Source organism: Brevibacterium sp. CSND-B09 (genome assembly GCF_052906525.1).
In genome coordinates this window covers 1,175,850-1,191,253 of the sequence record NZ_JBREGI010000001.1, presented here as the reverse complement: position 1 = coordinate 1,191,253, position 15,404 = coordinate 1,175,850, and the positions used below count along the sequence as shown (strand labels likewise).

General features: G+C 64.6%; 14 protein-coding genes. 8 read left to right on the top strand and 6 right to left on the bottom strand.

Going from position 1 to position 15,404, the window contains the following annotated elements:
• Positions 1 to 93 precede the first annotated feature (93 nt).
• A complete protein-coding gene (locus tag ACU4IU_RS05620) occupies positions 94 to 936 on the top strand; it encodes an urea carboxylase-associated family protein (protein ID WP_376905426.1) in 843 nt (280 codons plus the stop codon).
• Between the two features lie 28 nt (positions 937 to 964).
• Entirely contained in the window at positions 965 to 1,879 is a 915-nt protein-coding gene (locus ACU4IU_RS05615) for an arylamine N-acetyltransferase family protein (RefSeq protein ID WP_180987804.1), read from the top strand.
• A 44-nt stretch (positions 1,880 to 1,923) separates the two neighbouring features.
• On the opposite strand, the gene ACU4IU_RS05610 is transcribed toward ACU4IU_RS05615, so the two are convergent.
• A complete protein-coding gene (locus ACU4IU_RS05610) occupies positions 1,924 to 2,676 on the bottom strand; it encodes a helix-turn-helix transcriptional regulator (protein WP_172174971.1) in 753 nt (250 codons plus the stop codon).
• Positions 2,677 to 2,760: 84 nt separating this feature from the next.
• Here ACU4IU_RS05610 and ACU4IU_RS05605 point away from each other — a divergent pair, with 84 nt between their 5' ends.
• From ACU4IU_RS05605 to ACU4IU_RS05595, 3 genes are all read left to right on the top strand, one after another.
• The gene (locus tag ACU4IU_RS05605; RefSeq protein ID WP_139906956.1) at positions 2,761 to 4,137 is read left to right on the top strand and encodes a CynX/NimT family MFS transporter; all 1,377 of its coding nucleotides are present in this window, start codon (positions 2,761 to 2,763) and stop codon (positions 4,135 to 4,137) included.
• A gap of 84 nt (positions 4,138 to 4,221) precedes the next feature.
• Positions 4,222 to 5,073: a helix-turn-helix domain-containing protein gene (locus ACU4IU_RS05600; RefSeq protein ID WP_376905425.1), complete on the top strand. Its 852-nt coding sequence runs from the start codon at positions 4,222 to 4,224 to the stop codon at positions 5,071 to 5,073.
• A gap of 80 nt (positions 5,074 to 5,153) precedes the next feature.
• On the top strand, positions 5,154 to 5,561 hold the full coding sequence (locus ACU4IU_RS05595) for a VOC family protein (protein WP_139906958.1): 408 nt from the start codon (positions 5,154 to 5,156) through the stop codon (positions 5,559 to 5,561).
• A 31-nt stretch (positions 5,562 to 5,592) separates the two neighbouring features.
• On the opposite strand, the gene ACU4IU_RS05590 is transcribed toward ACU4IU_RS05595, so the two are convergent.
• Complete coding sequence (locus tag ACU4IU_RS05590; RefSeq protein WP_376905424.1) at positions 5,593 to 6,753, bottom strand: GAF domain-containing protein; 1,161 nt, start codon at positions 6,751 to 6,753, stop codon at positions 5,593 to 5,595.
• 156 nt (positions 6,754 to 6,909) lie between these two features.
• Here ACU4IU_RS05590 and ACU4IU_RS05585 point away from each other — a divergent pair, with 156 nt between their 5' ends.
• Positions 6,910 to 8,730 (top strand): NAD(P)/FAD-dependent oxidoreductase, encoded by a 1,821-nt coding sequence (locus ACU4IU_RS05585; RefSeq protein ID WP_376905423.1) that lies wholly within the window; start codon positions 6,910 to 6,912, stop codon positions 8,728 to 8,730.
• 202 nt (positions 8,731 to 8,932) lie between these two features.
• On the opposite strand, the gene ACU4IU_RS05580 is transcribed toward ACU4IU_RS05585, so the two are convergent.
• Positions 8,933 to 9,454, bottom strand: a complete 522-nt coding sequence (locus ACU4IU_RS05580) for a TetR/AcrR family transcriptional regulator (RefSeq protein WP_259358756.1) — start codon at positions 9,452 to 9,454, stop codon at positions 8,933 to 8,935.
• Between the two features lie 189 nt (positions 9,455 to 9,643).
• Between ACU4IU_RS05580 and ACU4IU_RS05575 the strand changes: the two genes are divergently transcribed.
• Positions 9,644 to 11,182 (top strand): MFS transporter, encoded by a 1,539-nt coding sequence (locus ACU4IU_RS05575; protein ID WP_446656100.1) that lies wholly within the window; start codon positions 9,644 to 9,646, stop codon positions 11,180 to 11,182.
• 54 nt (positions 11,183 to 11,236) lie between these two features.
• Complete coding sequence (locus tag ACU4IU_RS05570) at positions 11,237 to 11,920, top strand: DUF4166 domain-containing protein (protein ID WP_446656099.1); 684 nt, start codon at positions 11,237 to 11,239, stop codon at positions 11,918 to 11,920.
• A 160-nt stretch (positions 11,921 to 12,080) separates the two neighbouring features.
• On the opposite strand, the gene ACU4IU_RS05565 is transcribed toward ACU4IU_RS05570, so the two are convergent.
• The 3 genes from ACU4IU_RS05565 to ACU4IU_RS05555 are packed head-to-tail and all read right to left on the bottom strand — an operon-like array spanning position 12,081 to position 15,338.
• Positions 12,081 to 13,628, bottom strand: coding sequence for a tripartite tricarboxylate transporter permease (locus tag ACU4IU_RS05565; protein WP_446656098.1), 1,548 nt, complete (start codon positions 13,626 to 13,628; stop codon positions 12,081 to 12,083).
• Between the two features lies 1 nt (position 13,629).
• A complete protein-coding gene (locus tag ACU4IU_RS05560) occupies positions 13,630 to 14,304 on the bottom strand; it encodes a tripartite tricarboxylate transporter TctB family protein (RefSeq protein WP_446656097.1) in 675 nt (224 codons plus the stop codon).
• Positions 14,301 to 15,338: a Bug family tripartite tricarboxylate transporter substrate binding protein gene (locus tag ACU4IU_RS05555; RefSeq protein ID WP_446656096.1), complete on the bottom strand. Its 1,038-nt coding sequence runs from the start codon at positions 15,336 to 15,338 to the stop codon at positions 14,301 to 14,303. The genes ACU4IU_RS05560 and ACU4IU_RS05555 overlap by 4 nt, the downstream gene beginning before the upstream one ends.
• Between the last annotated feature and the right edge of the window lie 66 nt (positions 15,339 to 15,404).

Genomic DNA, 15,404 nt, shown 5'->3' with positions numbered 1-15,404 from the left:
TTTTCAGCATAGACCTGATTAACAACCCCTTGGGCAGACGGGCAGAAGCTGGCATCGTTGCAGGCAACACAGCTACGGAGGAGGATGCGTCCAATGACTCAGAGCCGTCTGCAGGAAGCCGCCTATCAGAGCGCCGCGCTCGAGGTCGACAGAAACTACTACTACTCACGGATCGGTGAAGACACCCAATGCCGGGAAATCATCGACGAATTCACCATTCCCATCCGTTCCGGGCAGGCTTGGGACGTCCCCGCCGACCATGTCTGCCGCATATCCACCGTCGACGGTCCGCAGGTCGGCGACCTGAATCTGTGGAATCGCCACGACCCCAGAGAGCGGTTCTGGGCGGCACGGACCCGTCAGCTGCAGGCTGCTCACGTTTCCACCTTCGACCGCCTGTGGTCGACTCTGCCGTTCCTGCGGCCAATGGCCACCATCGTCGGAGACACGCTGTCCGATTACGGCACCGACCCGGAAGGCGGCCGACTGCACGACACCCTGGGCACCCGATGCGACCCATACGTCTCGCAGATGCTGAGCGGCGTCGACTTCGACTACCACTGCCATTCCAACCTCGTCCGCGCGATCCTGCCTTACGGCCTCACCGAATTCGATGTCCACGATGTGCTCAACGTCTTCCAATGCACCGGACTGAATGACAACGACGAATACTTCATGAAGACTTGCCCCGCACGACCAGGCGACCACTTCGAGTTCTTCGCCGAGCAGGACCTGCTCGCGGCCTTGTCCACCTGCCCCGGCGGGGATCTCTCCGCACCGATGTTCGGGGTCGGCTCGTCAGATCCGGTGGAGAACTGCCACCCGTTGAAGGTCACGGTCTATCGGATCGCGCAGAGTCTCCTCGGCGATTGGATCGAACCGACTTCGCCGAACTATCGAGGAGCCCATGGTCTCCGACCTCAACCGTGGGCGTGAACTCGTGCCCAGAAGGGAAGAACTCGTAATGGCATCGTCAACGCTCGTCGCCCGGTACGTCGACCGACTCGGACTCGACAGCTCGGAGGATGTGCTGCGAGCTCGGGCGCGTGGGTCGGCCGACGAAATCGTCGATCTCATCGATGAACTGCTGGCCGCCCACGTCCGGTCGATCTCCTTCGAGAACCTCGACGTCATCGCCGCATGCGCAGCAGGGGAGTCGCGGGGCATCCCGACCGACCTCGGCTCTCTGACGGCGAAGCTCTTGGACGCCGGTCGCGGCGGCTACTGCCACGAACACGCGACACTCATCCGCGCTGTGCTCCGCGAGCTCGGGCTGAGCGCGCATCCGATCCTCGCCCGCGTCCACCTCGGTGAGGGGAGAACAGCGCCGGGAGGGCTGACGCACCAGGCGACGATCCTCGATCTCAGCGGACGGCGGTTCCTCGTCGATCCGGGGTTCGGCGGTGGGACGCCGCAGGTCGCACTCGCCCTCGATGTAGAGTCGGAACCGCGGACGACCGAGCACGGAGAGCACAGGCTGGTTCCGGCCGACACTGTGCTTGAGCCTGCAATGCGAGCGGAGGCCGAATGGGCATTGCAGTCCCGCACCCGCTCTGACCAGGAGTTCCGCACCGTCTATGCTTTCGCGGACGTCCCGCGAGAACAAGCCGACCTCGAGGTGTCGAACTGGTTCACCGCGACGAAGCCGGGCACGCGCTTCACCGGCGCACCCGTGGTGGCCAGGACGTTCGGCAACGGCGGCAAGGCATCGCTCGAGGGCCGCCAGCTGCGCAGCGTGCGACCCGGTGACGACCCCGAACGCCTCGAGCGGACGGTGGCCGATGCCGCCGACTTCGCTGCCGTTCTCCGCGAGGAGTTCGGTATCGACCTCGACCGAACCTTCACCGACCCGATCTGGGGCGTCGCCTTGGAGCACTGACGGTGACACGACTGTGCTGGATGTGCCCGAGACGAGGCGCCTAATCAGCCATGCAGGGATTGTCGGTATAGGCCCGGGCTTGTGCCGACCAGCGCGGTGAACACGGAGATGAACGAGCTGGGATTCGCCCACCCGCATTCGGCCGCGGTGTCGTAGACACTCCACCCGTCGGTCAGGAGCAGAAGTGCCCGGTGGATGCGCAGCTCGGCACGCCATTGACGGAACGTCATCCCGGTCTCCTGCTGAAACAACCGAGTCAGAGTCCGCTCGCCGGCACCCACCCGACGGCCGAGCTCAGCCAGAGACACCGGATTCGCCAGATCCTCCTCGACGATCTTCGTCAGGGCCAGCAGTCGAGGGTCGACCGGTTCGGGGAGGTGCAGCGGCTGTTCGCCGGTGACCGTCAACTCGTCGATGATGACGAGTCGGAGTCGGTCGGCGCTTGCCTTCGTCCGGTGTCGTGTACCGGTCAGCCCCAACATCGCCTCTCTGGCCAGCGGGGTCGTCGCCAGAACGGCGGGCCGGTCTACGAGCGAAGCTGCCATGTGTGCGGGGAGGAAGACGACGCGCATGTCAGCGGCCCCATGCGCGCGGTGCTGATGCTCGAACTCTGCGGGCACCCAGACGACACGATTCGATGGCGCGATCCACGAGCCCTCGCGAGTGACCAAGGACAGCACCCCAGTCGCCGGATAGACCAAGTGACCGAGGTCGTGAGTGTGTGCCGGGGTCCATTCATCGTGCCCGAGCAGGTGGACGAGTTCCGGGCTCAACGAGGTGTGGCTGAAAACGGTCATATCGAGTCAGTTTAATGGTTCCCCGCCGAAGTGGATGACGCTTGAATGAGAAGTATCAGCACCCGCGCGAAACGACAGGACGTAATGAAGAGACTCGACCAGAACTTCGAACAGAACTTCGACCAGGTCCTCGCATCCACCGACCAGGGGCATGCTCCCGGCGAATTTCCGAGCCGATCGACGGCGCACGGAAAACGGAGTCGGAGGAGCCTGCTCCTCCCCGGTGCAGGTCTCATCCTCATCGGTCTCAACCTGCGCATCGGCGTCGCCTCGGTCGGTCCGGTGCTCGGGGATATCCTCGGCGATCTGCGTCTCACTGCCACAGAGGGCAGCCTCCTGACGACGATCCCAGTCTTCTCCTTCGGGGCGTTCGCGTTCCTCACGCCCGCGCTCATACGACGCTTCGGCATGCATCGGGTACTCGGGATCCTCATGATCGTCCTCGCCGCCGGGATCGCATTGCGGTTGCAGCCGAGCCTGCTCGCTCTCTTCGGGGGAACAGTACTCATCGGTGCGGCCATCGCGGTCGGCAACGTACTGCTGCCGACCGCAATCAAAAGCGACTTCTCTCATCGAGCGGGCCTGATGATGGGCCTGTACTCGACGTCGCTGTTCCTCGGCGCCGCGCTCGCGTCAGGTCTGACAGTGCCGATCATGTCCGCCTTTGACGGATCGTGGCGGTGGGCCCTCGGAATCTGGGCGGTCCCGGCAGTTCTGGCGGTGCTGCTGTGGCTGCCGAACATGCTGCGTCGCTCGGCGGACCTCCCGAAGCCCCGGCGGGCCTCCGTCGCGGACTCCGCCGACGATGCTTCCGCAGATGCTTTGAGCGAGATCGGGGAGCCGCCTTTCCGCTCGATCCTCACTGATCCCATCGCCTGGGCGGTCACCGGATTCATGGGATTGCAGTCGCTGAGCTACTACGCTGCGCTGACCTGGGTGCCGGTGATTCTGCAGGACGGCGGCATGGCTGCGGGTAAAGCAGGCTGGATGCTGTCGTACTCCGCATTCCCTGCGATCCTCACCTGCCTCTTCACGCCAACTCTGGCGCAGAGAATCCGGCCGCGCTGGATCGGTGCTGCCGCGGCCTCGATCCTCATTGGTTCCGGAATCGCAGGGCTCCTCATCGCTCCCGCGGCTGGAGCGCCTGTATGGATGACGTTAATGGGTCTCGGACAGGGCGCGGCAATCAGTCTGTCACTGTCCTATATCGTGTGGCGTTCTCCGGACGCACATCACACCGGTCACGTCTCGACGATGGCGCAGGGTTTGGGATATCTCTTCGCCGGACTCGGTCCCCTCGGCCTCGGTTGGCTGCACACGGTGACCGGTTCGTGGACGGTGCCACTCGTCACCCTCCTCGTGCTGCTCGTGGCTCAGCTTCTCATCGGCGGAATCGCAGCCCAGGACAAACATGTGCGCGCCCGTGGAGTGGGCAGCCGTGAGGTGCTGCTGCGCGGTTGAATAGTCAGCACGGCGTGGCGTCATTGCAAGACGGCCCCTCAAGTATCCGACTGTCGGCCGAAGGCGCGGGTTTACACTGTGGACATGTCTGCGGCACCCGCCGGCCCGCTCACCCGCGCTCCGCATCCGAGACTGCGGCGATTCGTGGGCGATTACGCCGGCTACGATATCTCCGGCGTCCCCGCGGGGACGCATCTCGGGTTGCCTTCGGGAACGCTGACCTTCATCGTCTCGATCGACGAACCACTGTGCCAGGTCGATGCGGTCTCCGGCAGTCGCGAATATTTCGATGTGCTGCTCGCCGGCCTCCACCTGCGCTCGACGCTCATCGCTCACCCGGGCACGATGTCCGGAATCCAGATCAACTTCAATCCGTCGGCTCCGCGCGCGTTCTTCGGAATCCCCGCCGCCGAGTTCGCCCACCACAGCGTCGACGTCGCTCGGATCTCCCGGCCGCTGGCCGCGGAACTGCACGAGCGGGTCAACCTCGAGACCGAATGGTCCGCCCGCTTCGCCGCCATCGACGACGTGCTCATGCGCACGATCGATGATGCGAATCGTCCCCGCGCCGAGGTGACCGCCGCCTGGCATCGGATCACTGACAGTCACGGCGGTCTGCCCGTCTCCCTCATCGCCGACGACGTCGGATGGAGCCGACGCCATCTGGGCAGTCAGTTCCGGTCCGAATACGGGATCGGGCCGAAGGATGCCGCACGAATCGTCCGCTTCGATCGAGCGCGGCGACTCATCCCCGCCGGTCGGGGCAGTTTGGTGGAGATCGCTGTGAGCTGCGGTTATGCCGATCAAGCGCACCTCAACCGGGACTTCCGGGATTTCGTCGGTCTCAGCCCGAGCCAGTGGCTGGCCGCCGATGACGTGGCCCGGTCACGGACGGTGGGAACAGATTCGGCGGGGGTCGCCTCGGCGATGGGATGAACTGTTCCCATTTGTCCAAGACGTGGAGGGAGGTGCTCCGCGACGATGGAGTTCCATCTTCGACGAACTCAGGAGTGAACATGTCCGAGAATCATGCCAACGTCTGGCCCACCTTCCGCTACCGCGATGCCAAAGCTGCGATCGCATTTCTGCAGGAGGCGCTCGGCTTCGAAATCATCGCCGAGTACACGAACGCCGACGATCCGAACCGCGTCGATCACGCCGAATTGGCCTGGCCAGAGGGCGGGGGAGTGATGCTCGGGTCCGTCCGCGATGACGGCGGGGTCATGACGAAGACCGGAGTCGCCTCGGGGTCGGTGTATCTGGCCTCCGGCAACGTCCGCGAACTCCACGCGCGTGCGCTCGCCGCCGGTGCCACCGAGGTCATGGGACTGACCGAACAGGACTACGGGTCGCTCGACTTCGCCATCCAAGACCCCGAGGGTGTGCTGTGGTCGGTCGGGAGCTACCGTGGGGCGGACAGGTGACGGCTGTGCCCGGTTCACGCCGTTCAGAGAGTCATTCCACCCGCGCGTCGACGCCGTCGGCCCACCGATAGGGGCGGGTGGCGAGCAGGGCTCCGACTGATCGGCGCAGACGCGAGACCTCTGCGCGGACGGTGACCACGTGGTCGCCGTCCCCGTAGAGGCGCTGGCTGAGGTCGGCGGCACTGATCCCAGCTGCCCCCGCCGAGGTGACCGCCGCCAGAATCTGTGCCCGCCGTGGGGTGAGCGGAACGACCAGAGGTTCGGTGCCGGAATGGATATCCAGAACGGGCGGATCTTGCTTCGTCCGCAGAGTCACCGAAGCTCGACGATCGCCGGTGGGCCGCAGCAGCCATCCACCGGTGATCTTCTCCGGCAGGCACAGACCGGCACCGGGGATGAGGATCGAACGGTCGGCGGCCGGCACCTCGATGCGGTCGCGGCTGCGCACTCCCTGCTGATACGCCACCCATCCCGCATCATCGACGACGAGGGCCGGACCGGACGTGCCGGCGAGCATCGCCGACATCCGATCGCGGAGTGTGTTCAGCGCTTCCTGCTGAGCGATCATCAGCCGAGCCTCGGCCAGACGCACCGCCGTCGTCACCAACGACTGCACCGCAGGATGAAGAGTCATCGCCGGGCCGCTGATGTCGACAACTCCTAAGAGGGTCCCGACATGCGGGTCGTGGACGGGCACGGCGCTGCAGTACCAAGGGTGCTGAGAGGCCTCAAAATGTTCGGCGGAGAAGAGCTGGACGGGTGCCTCCTCGGTCAGAGCCGTGCCGATGGCGTTGGTGCCGACCTTGGCTTCGGACCAATGCGCTCCCTCGACGAATCCGAGCTCATCGGCTTGCCGTCTGGCGGAAGCCGCACCATCTCGCCACAGAATGACTCCATCGGCATCCGTGACGACGAGGATGAACGGCGCGGCGTCGGGAGCCCGCAACAGCACTGAGCGCATCTCATCGACGACCAGTCGCAACTGCGACTTCCGGCGTCGAGTCTCCAGCTCAGCCTCATCGGCGACGATCCGCGCATTCGCGCCATCCGGGTCCAGCCCCAAGCGCAGCATCCGATCCCACGAGCGCCTGACCAGCGCGCGCGGTTGCACCGGCGGCGAAGCCCCGGTGATCACAGCATCGTGAATGCGTGTCAGATCTCTGGCGAGATGCGCCAGATCCGGCTGAAGCATGCCTTGAGTATAAGACGGGAACGCACCCCTGACCATGGGGTCGAGGCGTCGGTGAGAATCCCGGTACGGCGTGGGCCATGCAATCCGATGCAACTCTTCCGAGCTGGGAGTGCCCGGCCTAGTTTGGAGTCACTGAACTCAATGAGGAGGAGTGACATGACAACGACGCTCGACCGTCCCCAGCTGACCGCCGACGACATCGCGATGAGGTGGCTGCAGGACTTCGAATCGGCGCTCAGCCGCCGGGACATCCCTGCCGCAGCCGGACTGTTCGCCACCGACAGCTATTGGAGGGACCTCGTGTCCTTCACCTGGAATCTCAAAACGGTGGAGAACCCCGACGGAGTCACCGACCTGCTCACACACAATCTCGACCGGGTCTCACCGGAGGAATTCGAACTCAGCGAACCGGCGGCAACCGCTGACGGAGTGACGGAAGCATGGTTCACCTTCACCACCTCGGTGGGGCGTGGCAAGGGACTCGTCCGCCTCATCGATGAAGACGGCATCAAGGCCTGGACCGTGCTCACCTCGCTGCAGGAGATCACCGGACACGAAGAGCCGCGCGGCACCCGCCGGGTCAAAGGTGCCGAGCACGGCGTCGATCCCGAGCGGAAGAGCTGGTCGGAGAAGCTCGCCGAGGAGGACGCCGCCTGGGGCGCGACCGCCGACCCCTACATCCTCGTCGTCGGTGGCGGACAGGGCGGGATCGCTCTCGGCGCTCGCCTCCGCCAACTCGGGGTTCCGTCCCTGGTCATCGACAGGTGGGAGCGGCCGGGTGATCAGTGGCGGTCGAGGTACAAGTCGCTGTGCTTGCACGACCCGGTCTGGTACGACCACCTTCCGTACCTGAAGTTCCCGGACAATTGGCCGGTGTTCGCACCGAAGGACAAGATCGCGGACTGGTTGGAGTTCTACACGAAGGTGATGGAGATTCCGTACTGGTCGTCGACCACAGCTGCCTCGGCGAAATACGACGAAGCGGAAGGCCGGTGGACGGTCGAGGTCGACCGGAATGGGGAGAAGGTCACTCTGCGGCCGACCCATCTGGTGATGGCCACGGGCATGTCAGGCAAGCCGAGCATCCCCACGTTCCCGGGCTCGGACATCTTCAAGGGCGAGCAGCAGCACTCCTCGCAGCACCCGGGCCCCGACGCTTATGCGGGCAAGAAGGTCGTCGTCATCGGCAGCAACAACTCCGCCTTCGACATCTGCGGTGCTCTGCACGAGAACGGCGCCGACGTCACGATGGTGCAGCGATCGAGCACGCACATCGTCAAAAGCGACTCGCTCGTGGAGATCGCGATGGGGGACCTGTACTCCGAACGCGCGTTGGAGAACGGCGTGACGACGGAGAAGGCGGATCTCATCTTCGCGTCGCTGCCGTACCGGATCATGCACGAGTTCCAGATCCCGCTCTACGACCAGATCAAGGAAGCGGATAAGGACTTCTACCAGCGGATGGAGGCCGCCGGGTTCGACCTCGACTTCGGCGACGACGAGTCCGGCTTGTTCCTCAAGTATCTGCGCCGCGGTTCGGGCTACTACATCGATGTCGGATCCGCCGAGCTCCTCGCCGACGGCAAAGTGAAGTTGGCCAAAGGGCAGGTCGACCACCTCACCGAGGATGCCGTCGTCCTTTCCGATGGGACTGAGCTGCCGGCTGACCTCGTCGTCTACGCCACCGGCTATGGCTCGATGAACGGCTGGGTCGCGGACCTCGTCGACCAGGAGACGGCGGACAAGGTCGGCAAATGCTGGGGACTGGGATCGGAGACGACGAAGGACCCGGGCCCGTGGGAAGGCGAGCAGCGCAATATGTGGAAGCCCACCCAGCAGGAGAACCTGTGGTTCATGGGAGGCAATCTGCACCAGGCCAGGCACTACTCGCTGTATCTGGCGCTGCAGCTCAAGGCCCGGCACGAAGGCATCGAGACTCCGGTGTATGGGCTGCAGGAGGTTCATCACCTGAGCTGAGCTCGGGTTGAATCCGGCTCTTGGAGGTCGGGTGGATGCTCATAGGTGGGCGAAATGGTCACGTTCTGTTACTCGGGACGTGACCATTTCGCCCACCCAAGGCATCTAGTAGGGAAGTGCATCTGCCGGGGAGGTGCGCAGATCGTAGGAGAAGTTGCTCTAGGGGCCCAGGTGCCCCAGCCGCCCCAGGCGCGTAGGTGTCTTAAAGCCCCAAACGCGTGAGCACTCGCTTCACATGGTCGAGAGCCTCGTCCTGCGAGAGTCCGAAGTTCTGATTGAAATACATGCCGTCGCCGATGAGCTGAATCGTCATCGCCAGATCAGCATCGCCGAGGTGGTTGTTGAGAGCGTCGAACCACGCTTCGCGTGTGCGACGCAGAGCCGCCTTGGCGTCCTCGTTCTCGAGAGCGAGACAACCGGCGGCGATGAGGCTGCGGTCCAGGGGAGTGCCGACCTCGGCTGAGGTCTCGAGGTAGTAGTAATGGAGGCGCTCGCCGGCGGCCTTCATCTCCTCGACATCTTGGTCGACCAGCTGGTCGAGGCGTTCCAGGCTGCCTTTGATGAGCTCGGCCTTCGACCCGAAATGATAGAGCAGACCGCCTTTGGAGACTCCGGCCTTCGCTGCTACTGCGTCCAGAGTCGCTCCGGCTGTGCCGTGTTCGTCGAGGAGCGTATCGAAAGCGTCGAGCAGCTTCTCCTTGGTTGCGGTCGGATTGCGTGCCATGACCCTGAGCCTAGTTCATGGCTGTACTCACGGGACGGACGTGTGCCTGGTGTTCTGCCCGCTGGGCATGCAGGAGACCTCTCGGATTTCTCGCGCGGCCAGGCCTGTATCTGCGCAGTTCCTGAGCATCTCGGTCGCAGCACGCCAACCGCTTTTCAACTGTACCGTCCAGACGGTACAGTTGATAGCATGACGACGACACTGACTCCACAGCTGCGCGCCGGCCGGCGCGAATGGGCCGGACTCGCGGTGCTCATGATCCCCGTGCTGCTGATCTCGATCGACAACACGGTCCTCGGCTTCGCGATCCCGGCAATCAGCACCGGCCTGCATCCGACGGGCACGCAGCTGCTGTGGATCGTCGACATCTATGCGCTCATGCTCGCCGGTCTGCTGGTGGCCATGGGCAGCCTCGGTGATCGGGTCGGACGTCGCAAGCTGCTCATCATCGGGTCCGTCGGCTTCGGTGCGGCCTCGCTGCTCGCGGCGTTCTCCACCTCCGCCGAGATGCTCATCCTTGCCCGCGCACTGCTCGGCATCTTCGGCGCCACCCTCATGCCATCGACACTGTCGCTCATCCGCAACATCTTCGACCATGACAAAGACCGTCGCATCGCGATCGCCACCTGGGCCGCGATGTTCTCCGGTGGTGCCGCACTCGGGCCCATCGTCGGCGGCTTCCTGCTCGAGCACTTCCACTGGAGCTCCGTCTTCTTCATCAACCTGCCGCTCATCGCGCTCTTCATTCCCGCAGCTGCAATTCTGCTGCCCGAATCGCGCGACCCGAACCCCGGCCGCTTCGACCCGTTCTCCATCATCCTGTCGATGCTTGCCCTGGCCCCGCTCGTCTTCGCCATCAAACACAGCATGGCGTCCGGCGCCGACTTCCTCTTCTGGCTCAGCCTGTCCGTGGCGATCGTCGCCGGTGCCAGCTTCGTCCTCCGCCAGCTCGCCACATCGAACCCGATGCTCGACGTCCGTCTGTTCGCGAACTCCGTGTTCACCTCGGCGGTGGTGTCGAACCTGTTGAGCATCATGGGACTGGCAGGGTTCCTCTACTTCGGCACCCAGCTGCTCCAGCTCGTGCTCGGACTCTCACCGATCGACGCGGCCCTTGTGCTCATCCCGGGACTCATCACCTCGGTTGCGGCCGGCTATCTGGCAGTGCCGCTCATCGCCCGCTTCGAACCGCGCGTCGTCGTGCCCTGCGCGCTCGCGCTCAACGCGGTCGGCATGGGCATCATCGCCTTCACCTCCGAACACTCCGTGATGGGAATGCTGCTGGCCTTCCTCATCCTCGGCATCGGACTCGGCACCGCCGAGGTCATCACGAACGACCTCATCCTTGCCGCGGTCCCCGCTCACAGGGCCGGAGCTGCCTCGGCGATATCGGAAACCGCGTACGAATTCGGGTCCGTCATGGGCACGACCGTCCTCGGCGGACTCTCGACCTTCATGTACGGATCCGCGCTGCAGTCGGCGATCGGGGACAAAGCGGACAGAGCACAGTTCGATACGCTCGGCTCCGCACTCGAATACGCTTCCGGGCTGAGTGGTGCAGCCGGTGAGCGGATCACCGAGGCGGCCGTGTCAGCCTTCGACTTCGGCGTACAGTGGGCCGCCGGTGCGGCCGTCGTCCTCGTCCTCATCGCCGCCGTGCTCACGAGCTTCGGTCTCAAGGGCGCCGGGCGACTCCTGCCGGGAGCTGCCGCCAACGCCGACCGCTGAGGCCGGGACGGTTCCTGACCACTGATCCGGCGGAGTTGCCCTACACTCGCAGCCATGAGCTCTCCCTCCCGATCCGCATATGAGCGGGCGCTCGGCGCTCGAGTGGCAGAACTCCACCCGGTCCTCAGGCGATACTTCGCGGTGATCCCTCCCGGCGCGGTGGGTGTCGGTGAAGGTGTCTTCGAATCGTTCGGCACCCAACGGCGGTGGCTGTGGCCCGTCCTCGCAATTGCGAAACGGTGCGGTGTGATTGTGCCGGGTCTGCACCGCGAGGTTCCTTTTCGCGTAGAGAACCGAACGGACGACGGTGAGCAGACGGCGACGCGGACTATGAAATTCGACGACGGTGATTGGTCGATGGTCGATGCGGTGTCGTTCGTCCCGCGCGGATCCCGATCCGAGGTAGGTGGAGAAGTTCCGTGCGACTCTCAGGGCGGAGTCGTCGACCTGCTGGGGAAGCCGCCCGTCGTCGAGGCGGAGTTTGCTGTTGACGTGGTCAATGGGGGATTGCGACTGCGCAGCCGCCGAATCGCGCTACGGGCAGGTGGGTTGCGGCTGCCCATGCCGTTAGTGCTGCGACCGGTCATCGAATTGAGTGAGCGATTCGACGACACCCTCGACCGGCAGAGAGTCGAGCTCTACGTCGACCTGCCGCTGATCGGACGTGTCTACGAGTACTCCGGCACTTTCACCTACCGCATCGTGAGCGAATACCTGCGTTCGACGAGGGTCAACTGAGCGATTCGGGCAGTCGGCGAAGGTCGTCAATGCCCTCGATCAAGCAGAAGCGCGGATATCGGGACGTAGACGTTTCGAGATCCGCGCTTGGCCTTGAACGGCGGTTAGTTGGCTGGCGAACCGCGCTTCGCCTTGAACGACGGCTGGGCGCTGCGCCAGTTCAGAGGCTGACCGCCTCCGCGGAGCTCGATGCCTTCGACGTAGCCTGTTTCTGCCGTTTGCGAGCCAGCACTCGGCCGATGCCGGTGTAGACAAGAGCGGCGATGAGCACGGCGTAGATGACGATCGTGATCGGCGAGGACACCAGAGTCGACGCATCACCGCCGGAAGCCAGCAGAGAGTCGCGCAGGTTCGACTCGGCCAGGGGACCGAGCACCATGCCGATCATCAGCGGAGCCAGCGGCACACCGTAGCGCTTGAGCACGAAGCTCAGCACGCCGATGCCCAGCAGGATGAGCAGCTCGAACGTCGAGGCGGACGTCGCATAGATGCCCAGCCCGCAGAAGACCGCGATGCCGCCGTAGAGGTACGGGTCCGGGATCTTCAGCAGCTTCGCCCACAGAGGAGCGAACGGCAGGTTGATGATGAGCAGCACGATCATCGCGACGAAGAAGCTCGCCAGCAGACCCCACACGAGTTCGGGGGAGCGGTCGAAGAGCAGCGGACCGGGCTGGATGCCGTACTGGCGGAACGCCGCGAGCATGATCGCCGCCGTTGCCGAGATCGGCAGACCCAGAGCCAACAGGGCACCCATGGCAATGCCCGTCGTCGCCGATCCGGCCGCCTCGGGGGCGGCAAGGCCACGGATCGCGCCCTTGCCGAACTGCGGATCCTTCCGACGGGAATCGAGCTTGCGCTCCAGACCGTAGGCCATGAAGGTCGGAACATCGGCACCGCCGACAGGAATGACGCCGAAAGGCAGGCCGATCGCGGTTCCACGCAGCCACGCCGGCAGAGCTTCGCCGACTTCCTTGCGGGAGAGGAAAGGCCGACCAGAGGCGTTGATCGTATTGTCCTTGGTCTGACGGCGGATGCGGGAGGCGATGAAGAACACTTCGCCCAGCGCCAGCACACCCACGGTCACCGTGACGAGGGAGACTCCGTCGAAGAGCTCGGGCACGCCGAGGGTGAACCGCTCCGTGCCCGAGACCGAATCGATGCCGATGACGGTGAAGCCGATGCCCAGCACCAGAGCAGTGAGCCCCTTGAGCACCGAATCTGCCACCACCGAGGAGGTGGCGACGAAGGCGAACAGGGCAAGAGCGAAGAACTCGGCCGGGCCGAAGCTCGTCGACAGCTCCGCCAGCGCAGGAGCGACGAAGACGACGAGGAAGCAGGAGATGAACCCACCGATGAACGCACCGATCGCGGCCGTCGCCAGAGCCTGCGGGGCCCGCCCGGCCTTGGCCATTTTGTGGCCTTCGAACGTCGATGCGATGGCCGAGGCCTGCCCAGGGGTGTTCATGAGGATGGCCATCGTCGAGTCGCCGAAGAGCCCGCCGAAGTAGACTCCGGCGAACATGATGAACGCACCCGTGGGGTCCAGCGCAAAGGTCATCGGCAGCAGCAGGGCCACGGCCATGGACGAGCCCAGGCCCGGCAGCACGCCGACGGCGGTGCCGAGGAAGCAGCCGACGAGGACCCACAGCAGGTTCATCGGTGTCAGAGCGTGTGTGAACCCTTCGAAGAGGGACATGAGAGCGTCCATATCAGAAGCCACCTCCCAGAATTCCCGAAGGAAGGTTGAGTCCCAGCATCACCGAGAAGGCGATGTAGACCAGGGACGAGAACGTCAGTGCCAGAGTCAGGTCGAACAGCGGCTTCTTCGAGCCCATCGACCGGGCCACGCACCAGAACAGCAGAGCGGCGGCGATGATCCACCCGGCGAATTCGAGGATGAGCGCGAAGGCCGCGAAACCGCCCGCACCCCAAGCCAGAGACACGAAGTCGCTGTGCGTGCGGTGCTTCGAATCGGCCTTGCGTGCAGCGGCGAGAGCCTGACGGTCTTCTTCTGGCTCGTCTTCCTCATGAGGGGAGAGGCGAGAGGCCGCAACAGCCGAGGTGACCGGAGTCGAGAACGCCTTGTCCTCTTCGGCCGCGGCCGGCAGCTCGTCCTCGACATCGACGGGTTCCGGATTGCGGATATAGGCGATGACCAGCAGGATCGTCAGCGCGTATCCGACGAGCATGATGATCGTCGGGAAGAACTGCGGACCCGGTTTGTCCGCGTCCGGGGCGACGTCCATAGTGAGGATGCCGATGAGCAGGTAGGTCGAGAATGCTCCCATGATGAGGGGGACGATGAGGCCCGACCGTCCCTGCCACCAGGTGCCCGCGCCGAGGTGGCCCGTCCTGTCCGTGCGCGATGTCGTCTGTGCGCTCACAGTCCCAACTCCTTCAGCAGCTTCTCCACTCGGGAGGTGTCTTCTTCGACGAATTCGGCGAACTCCTCGCCGGTCTGCCATACGTCTGTCCACTTGTTCCGATCGAGGGCGTCCTTCCAGGCCGCACTGTCACGAGTCTTCTGCAGGATCTCGAGCAGCTGAGCAGAGTCGTCACCGTTGATGTCCGGTGCTCCGAGCCAGCCGCGCCAGTTCGTCAGCGTCACCTCGTATCCCTGTTCGGACATGGTCGGCACGTCGTCGAAGCCCTCGATGCGTTTGGGCGCGGCCACGCCGATGGCTTTGACGCGTCCGGCCTCGATCTGATCGGAGACCTCGTTGAAGCCGCACGAGGCGAAGTCGGTGGTGCCCGAGAGCAGAGTCTGGATGGCTTCACCGCCGCCGGACTTCGGGATGTAGGTGATGTCAGAGGCGGGGATCTTGCCGAGCAGCGCCAACTGAGCGATGGTCAGGTGGTCGACCGAGCCGGCCGAACCGCCCGTCCACACGAACCCTTTCGGGTCCTTCTTCCACGCGCCGATGACGTCGTCGATCGTATTGTGCGGGGAATCCGCGGCGGCGATGAGGACGTCATAGTCCTCGGCCACGCGGGCGAGCAGAGTTGTGTTGTCGAATCCGACCGGCGACTTATTCAGCGCGATTCCGCCGACCATGGCGGTACCGGTGGCGAGGATCGTGTCCGACTGGCCGTGCATGGTCGAGAATTTGCCGAGGCCGATGGTGCCGCCGGCGCCCGGGATGTTGACGACCTGGGCATTGTTGGCGAGCCGGTCGACGCGCATGGCCTGTTGGGTCTCGCGGGCGAATCCGTCCCAGCCGCCGCCGGCGCCGGCCGGAGCGATGAGGGTGAGATTCGATGACAGGTCACCCTTCGCCGAGGCGGCCCTGACCGAGTAGGTCGTCGCCGTTCCGATCGCCGCCAAGGCGATCGCCCCGTAGGCGATGCGACCGAAGGTTCGTCGCGAGGGATGGGAGGATTCCGACACGGAATCCCCGGGAGGTGGCGCCTTTGGCACGGACTTCTCCTTTGAAGGCAGGTGTGATGTGAGACTCACCTTAGAGGTTCCTGAGTGTCGACTGCG